This is a genomic window from Noviherbaspirillum aerium (assembly GCF_008929045.1).
Lineage (GTDB): Bacteria > Pseudomonadota > Gammaproteobacteria > Burkholderiales > Burkholderiaceae_D > Noviherbaspirillum > Noviherbaspirillum aerium.
The window spans coordinates 116,546-123,347 of sequence record NZ_VFAH01000017.1 but is presented as its reverse complement, the minus strand read 5'-3'; the positions used below and the strand labels follow the sequence as shown (position 1 = coordinate 123,347).

The window sequence follows — 6,802 nt, the reverse complement described above, 5'->3', positions numbered from 1 at the left end:
ACAGGACCGTGAAACGACTTTGCGCCGATGATAGTGCTGCAACCAGTGTGAAAGTAGGTCATCGTCAGGCTAGTTCTACCGCATCAGCCCTGCCTCCTCATGGACGCAGGGCTGTTTGCTTTGCGCGTGCGCAATGCATGCCTATTGGCTTGGCTGATGTGGCCACAGCAGTCGGTGCAAGCGCAGTCTCTGCGCACGACGTGCCAGATTGAAATCGCGCCACGGTTTCCTTGCTCGTCAACTTCGTCATCCGCTGTCTTGCCTTAAAGTATTTCCAGCCTCTCCGTGCTGTGTGACACTTGCCAAGCCGGCCAAGCTCGGTAATTTGCTTGCACGCTTTGCTGCGAGGTACATCATCATGTTACCTCGTGCCGATTCATCGCATGCCATGCGTCACCTGAGTTCACAGTCGTTGCCATTTCTATTTCCTATTCACCAAGTGCCCAGTTGCGCTGCCTCCACTGGTGGATTGCGAATGAGAATACGGCAGCCCTGATCCGCCTTGGGCGCATGGCCGCGTCGTTCGTTGCCGGTGTGGCCCGCCACACGGCCGTCCTCTCGATCACACCGTTATCACGTCAATGGCTATTTGCTGAAGTCGTAGCCTGCCGATTTCCTGAGTGCGTTTGTTGCCTTCGCTTCCTGAACTTGGTACGGATTGTCGTGACTGTGTCATGTGGGGTGCTTATGTACTTCTAATCTCAATAAAAGAGTCATGTTGTTTCCCGCAGCACCTTGTTATTAACGGAAGGTTTTCTACACTTCTACCTCTAGCCACCGATGACAGTAAGGAGCTTTGAATGGATATTGACCCGAATGAGCATCGCAGCCAAGCCGGATTTCCCGTCGACCAACCACTGGAGGCATTGAAAGCGGACCATGCATTCGTAAGGCAGCTTTTCGAGCGTTACACGACAACGCAGGATATGAAAGTCAAAGAAGAAGCCGGACCGCGGATTCTAGAACTGCTGGAGATGCATGCGAATCTTGAGGAAACGGTTTTTTATCCTGCCGTGCATCAAATCGATCCCTCCCTCGTGGATCACGCGGAGCAGGAGCATCAGGAAGCCAGGCAGATGATGGAGCAGCTTAAAGGCATGCAGGCAGGCACTGCTCAATATGACCAGATGATGGTGCAGCTGCGGGATTCGGTCATGCATCATGTACAGAGCGAGGAGCAGAGCCTGTTTCCCAAGGTACAGCAAGCCGGCATGGACATGACCCAACTGGGCGTCCAGATGCAGGCGTATGAAGCAAGCATGGTAACTGCCCAGGCTCGCGCATCGGACAAGCACGCTACCTGATACGGCACCCTGTTCATTCCTGTTTGGCCAACGCAGATCAAGCCTTCTTCCTGCACATCCGGAAGAAGGCTGACTTGCGTCCAGTCGTCCGGGCTTTCGGAAACGCTGGATTTGGCAACGGCATATATCGGACTAATGCCGGCGCACGTTTTTCACAAATGGTTTCTGCAAGAATGCATCGTCCGATAGATCAATAGAGCAATGAACCGCGCGATCAAATCCGTGAAAGGAAATGAATATTTCCCTGGATCGAACAGGACCATTCCGGGCCTATTCCAGGCGCATGCCAGTCCTATTCTTCCTTGGCGTATATCGCGATCAGTTCCTGCAGCGCCTTGATGGTCGAGGCATGATCTCCTTTGTGAAGGATGCCGTAGCCTCCCCGGGCAATCCACTGCTCGATATTTTCGGGGGTATCGTCAATCAAGACCTTATGCGGTCCGCTGAAGTCCTGCTTCAGCTTTTTCGGTACGACGTGCACGATGAATTCGGGACCGAAGATGCGCGCAACCCATTCCCGCTTTTGTTGCTGGAAAGTCTTGTTGCTGGGCGCTCCCGTAAGAAAAATCGGTTCAAGATCCTTCGTGGCTTCCCACAGTGCCATGCATCCTTCGATAAGTTCCAGTTCGGCGAAGAAACGCTTGTCGGAATTAATCATCTTCCACAGCAGGGGACGGTCGAGCTGGCTCGGGTGTTTGCCGGTGAGGTGTTTGACGCGGGCATCGAAGTCGGCAAACACACCGTCGAGGTCCAGAAATACCTGAAGTTTGGGTTTGTGGTGCATGGTTTCGGAAAAAAATCGGGCTGCAAGCCGGCTGGCAACTCAGGCCATTCCAAGATGATGCTTCCCTGAAACGATACTGCGTTGCTGCCTGTTGCCATCTTGCCGATAGACAGGCGAAACGCGTCAAGGGTTCTCCAATGAATTTCGAGTAGCATGTTCAGAAATATCATCCTTCTAAGGAATACCATGCGCTCATTGACTGCTTCCCTGTTGCTCGCCAGCTTTGCGCTACCGGCCTTCGCCGAGCAGATTGGTGAAGTCGATACCGTATTCAAGTTCATCGGCCCTAATCACAAGATCGTGGTTGATGTATTTGATGATCCGAAAGTGGCGGGCGTAAGCTGTTTCATGTCACGCGCACGTACCGGCGGCATCAAGGGCGCCATCGGTGTGGCGGAAGACAAGTCGGAAGCGTCGGTCGCCTGCCGCCAGGTCGGCGAGATCCGCTTCAACGGCAAGGTGCCGCGCCAGGAGGAAGTGTTTTCCGAACGGGCATCGATACTGTTCAAGCGCGTCCGTGTGGTACGCATGGCAGATCCGAAGCGCAATACGCTGGTCTATCTCGTGTATTCCGACAGGGTCATCGAAGGCAGTCCGCAAAACAGCGTCACGGCAGTCCCGGTGCCGGCGAATATGCCCCTGCCCATCGAGTGAGGGTCAGATGTCGGCAGTCGCTGATACCTTCGCCGAATATCCAGCAGTCGCAGGCTTGCGATGCTCCTTCTCAACTTTCCACCAGGCAGGCAGCAGTTCCTGCACCTCGCCGCGTCCGAATCGATCATCGATCAGGAATACGACGCCGCGGTCCGTCGGCGTCCGGATCACGCGTCCGGCCGCTTGCACCACCTTCTGTATGCCGGGATAGAGATAGGCATAGTCGTAGCCGGAACCGAACACGGCATCCATGCGCTTGCGGACCTGTTCGTTGACCGGATTGTATTGCGGCAGGCCGAGGGTAGCGATGAAGGCTCCGACCAGCCGGTCGCCGGGCAGGTCCACACCTTCGGCAAATGCGCCGCCGAGGACCGCAAAGCCTATGCCGATTCCTCCCGGCGCAAACCGCGCAAGAAAGGCTTCCTTTTCGATTTCCTGCATCTGCCGCTCCTGCGACCATATCGGTATGCCGGGATGTTCCTGCCGCATCAGGTCTGCGACTTTCTGCATGTAGTCGAAGCTGCTGAAAAAAGCGAGGTAGTTGCCGGGATGCTCGGCGTACCGGTCCGCTATCAGGGAAGCAATCGGTGCGACCGATTGTTCCCGGTGCTGATAACGCGTCGATATGCGGCTGACGATCTGCACCGATAGCTGCTCTGCCTTGAATGGCGCATCGACGTCGATGCATACCGTCGATGCGGGCATGCCGAGCATGTCGCTATAGAAGTACCACGGGCTCAGCGTGGCGGAAAACAGCGTGGTGGAGCGGCTTGCCGAAAAGCGTGCATCGAGAAACGGCGCCGGAATGATATTGCGCAGGCACAGCAGGGAATTATCCGTGGGGCCGACGGCGGGCGATGTCTTGGCAATGTCGAACAGGGAATGCTTGTCGAATGCCTCCAGCAGACGGGAAAAGTGCAGCGCATCGAAATAGAAGCGCTGCAGCGCGTGGTCGACCTCAGCCGGATGCTCGATGAAGTACTCGGTAATATCAGTGATGGCTTGCTGCAACGCACTGGAAAACTTATCCGGCATGTCCGCGTAAACCCGGTAAGGCTCGGTTTGTTCCTTGTGCAAGGCGCTCCACTGCCTGTTGAGACGGTCCAGGGATTTTTTCAGGATGGCAGGCGCATGGCTGCGCAACTGCTGAAGCGTTGCCTGATCGAGTTCCGCGCTGTACATCTTGCGGGCGCGGTCGACCAGATTATGCGCCTCGTCCACGAGGACGCCGATCTGCCACTGATTGGAAACCGTCATGCCATGCAGCATCGCCGTGGCGTCGAAATAATAGTTGTAGTCGCCCACGACGACGTCCGACCAGCGCGCGAGGTCCTGTGCCAGATAGTATGGACAGACCTGATGTGCGGCAGCGACTTCGCGCAGCCGGTTCTTGTCCAGAAACCTCGCGTCGACCGCGGACTGGCGTGCCATCGGAAGGCGGTCGTAGAAACCCTGTGCGAGCGGGCAGGATTCGCCATGGCAGGCTTTGTCAGGATGTTCGCATGCCTTGTCGCGCGCGGTCAGTTCCAGTATGCGCAGCGGCATGGCGGGCGCCGACTCGCCGATACGCGCGAGCGCGTCTAGCGCCAGGCCGCGGCCCGACGTCTTCGCCGATAAATAGAAGACTTTGTCGAGCTTTTGCGATGGGCAGGCCTTGAGCATCGGAAACAGCGTACCTACCGTCTTGCCGATGCCGGTCGGCGCCTGCGCCAGCAGGCAGCGCCCCTCCGATGCCGCGCGATACACGGCCGCCGCAAGCTGCCGCTGGCCGGGCCGGAAGCCGGAATGCGGAAAAGGCAGTTCGGTCAATGCCGCATCGCGCAGCGCGCGGTGTTCAAGTTCCTGGCTGGACCAGGCAAGGAAGCACTCGCACTGTTCTTCGAAAAACGCACGCAGGTCGGCTGCGGCGTATGGCTCGGAAAGTTCGGTCTCCTTTTGCGTGCCGATATCAAAATAGACGAGTGCCAGATGCACTTCCTGCAAGCCGCGTTCCTGGCATAGCAGCCATCCATAGACCTTCAGCTGCGCCCAGTGAAGGAATCGGTGATTGGCCGGCATGCGGTCGAGATCGCCGCGATGCGTCTTCACTTCTTCCAGCCGGTTGAGCGCCGGGTCGTAGCCGTCGGCGCGGCCTCGTACCAGCAGGTGCTTGTATTCGGCGCTGAGCATGATTTCGCTCTCGTAGCCCATCGGGCGCCGGCCGGCGACCACCGCATGGCCGGCGATGCCTTCCTGCGCCGTTGGCGCCGGCGTGAAACGCAAGTCCAGATCGCCGCGCTTGGCGGTGAATTCGCACATGGCGCGCACGGCCACCGCGTACTTCAACAAGTGGCCTCCTCATTCCGCCATTGCACATAGCAGACGGTGACGGGCATGTCGTGCTGTGCGCAGAATTCCAGCCAGCGCACCTGATTGTCCTGGAGCCGGTCGCCCGGTCCCTTCACCTCAATCATGCGGTAGCGCTTGTCCTGCGGCCAGAACTGGATCAGGTCGGGAAAGCCGTTGCGGTTGGAGCGGATGTCCGCGAGGATGCGCCGGAACCATTTCTTCAGGTGCGCCGGCGGAATGCAGTCGAGCGCCTGTTCCACCAGGTCGGGGGTAATGAAGCCCCAGGCGACGAACGGCGACTGGATATAGGCCTTGGCATCGAGATTGTTGCGTATCGTTTGGCGGTATTCCTCCGTGTCGAGCTGAGTCAGACATTGTTCGAACTCGGCTTCGCGGCGGCGATGAAAATCCGGCGCCATCAGGTCGGCCGGTCCGCTGTGGAATGGATGAAAGAACGCTCCCGGCACCGGATGGAAGATCGCTTGCCAGCAAAGCAGGCCGAACAGGGAATTGATCAGCGTATTCTCGACGTAGTATGCCGGCGCCGACTCCGAACTCAGGTGCATGCGAACCGCATGCTCGACATGAATGTCCGGATTCGGTTGCGGCAGGATCAGGTCGATATTGGGAACCGGACCTGCTTTCGCGCGCGTGATCTTTTCGATGATGCCCAGCTTGCGCTGCAACCGCGGCAGGATGCGCGTCAGTTGCTGATGTTCCGCGTCGTCTTCCGGATGCGCTGCGGCTTCAACTGCCAGCGCATGGGCCGCCTCGAACTGCTCGCAGCGTTCCATGACGCGGATCGCGCGGAGGCGGGCGCCGGCATAGGTGCTGCGGGCATAGATTGCCAGCGCCTCTTCCAGCATGCCGCTCTTCTCGCATTGCTGACCCATCTGGAAAAGCAGCTTTGCGCGGCGTCCTTCCAGCCAGATATTCTCGTAGGGCAGCGATGGAATCGCCTGCATGACATCGGCGACGGCTTCGCCTTCATGAAAGCGCGTGCGGCAGCGATGCAGATGCAGGTAGTGATCGACATCGTCGCGCGTACGAAAGGCCAGGGATGCCGAGGACAGCGGCACTTGTTCGTACTTGAAGATGCCCAGGTCGGCCAGCACGAATTCGGTCCAGTCCTGCCGGAGGTTGCCAAAGAACATCAGGCGGAAACGGTCGCACATTTCCCCGATCAGCAAGCGGTACACGCATTCATCGAGCTCCGGGCACCACTCCGGGAAAATCCGCTCGCCCGCATATTGCTCACGCAAGGCTGCGAGCTGGTCGGCCTTGCGCGCACTGGCCCGCAGTTCCTTGAAGACGCCGCTCAGTTCAGGCTTGGTCAGTATCGCAAACAGGCTTTCGATGGACAATGGCGGAGCGGCATCGACCCAGCCCTGCTCGACAAGCGGCAGGACCGCGGAGCGGATGCAACCGATTTCCTCGTAATGCAATTTGGTCAGCCGGAACAGATCTCCCTTGCGCATGATCATCCGTACCAGCAGCGACTGAGACGCTTGCGGCAGGAGGCGGAATCCCTGAACGAACCGACTTTCCTCGGCGTTCATCAGGCCACGGTAATGCCGGTCTATCCATTCCATGACACGATGGAAATTGTCCAGATAGTAGAGCGGATTGTCGAGAGTCCTGATCATCCTGAAATTGATGATGCCGCGATGAAAGCTACGCGGCTTGGCCGGTCCGGCGAAGAAAGATTGCGGTGCAAGGCGGTTGCGGAAGA

General features: G+C 58.0%; 5 protein-coding genes. 2 read left to right on the top strand and 3 right to left on the bottom strand.

What is annotated here, in order from left to right; translation table 11 throughout:
* Window positions 1-800: 800 nt before the first annotated feature.
* On the top strand, window positions 801-1,304 hold the full coding sequence (locus FH061_RS21275; RefSeq protein WP_151637835.1) for a hemerythrin domain-containing protein: 504 nt from the start codon (window positions 801-803) through the stop codon (window positions 1,302-1,304).
* Between the two features lie 292 nt (window positions 1,305-1,596).
* Here the strand turns inward: FH061_RS21275 and FH061_RS21270 are convergent, their stop codons facing one another.
* Entirely contained in the window at window positions 1,597-2,088 is a 492-nt protein-coding gene (locus tag FH061_RS21270) for a 5' nucleotidase, NT5C type (protein ID WP_151637834.1), read from the bottom strand.
* Between the two features lie 186 nt (window positions 2,089-2,274).
* Between FH061_RS21270 and FH061_RS21265 the strand changes: the two genes are divergently transcribed.
* Window positions 2,275-2,742 (top strand): CreA family protein, encoded by a 468-nt coding sequence (locus FH061_RS21265; protein ID WP_192805181.1) that lies wholly within the window; start codon window positions 2,275-2,277, stop codon window positions 2,740-2,742.
* 3 nt (window positions 2,743-2,745) lie between these two features.
* Here the strand turns inward: FH061_RS21265 and FH061_RS21260 are convergent, their stop codons facing one another.
* Window positions 2,746-5,040, bottom strand: coding sequence for an ATP-dependent DNA helicase (locus FH061_RS21260; RefSeq protein WP_151637852.1), 2,295 nt, complete (start codon window positions 5,038-5,040; stop codon window positions 2,746-2,748).
* Between the two features lie 23 nt (window positions 5,041-5,063).
* Complete coding sequence (locus FH061_RS21255) at window positions 5,064-6,716, bottom strand: VRR-NUC domain-containing protein (RefSeq protein ID WP_151637832.1); 1,653 nt, start codon at window positions 6,714-6,716, stop codon at window positions 5,064-5,066.
* Window positions 6,717-6,802 lie beyond the last annotated feature (86 nt).

Coding starts and splice junctions, on each gene's coding strand:
- FH061_RS21265 (WP_192805181.1), top strand. CDS start 2,275: ATGCGCTCATTGACTGCTTCCCTGTTGCTCGCCAGCTTTGCGCTACCG.
- FH061_RS21270 (WP_151637834.1), bottom strand. CDS start 2,088: ATGCACCACAAACCCAAACTTCAGGTATTTCTGGACCTCGACGGTGTG.
- FH061_RS21275 (WP_151637835.1), top strand. CDS start 801: ATGGATATTGACCCGAATGAGCATCGCAGCCAAGCCGGATTTCCCGTC.
- FH061_RS21255 (WP_151637832.1), bottom strand. CDS start 6,716: ATGATCAGGACTCTCGACAATCCGCTCTACTATCTGGACAATTTCCAT.
- FH061_RS21260 (WP_151637852.1), bottom strand. CDS start 5,040: ATGTGCGAATTCACCGCCAAGCGCGGCGATCTGGACTTGCGTTTCACG.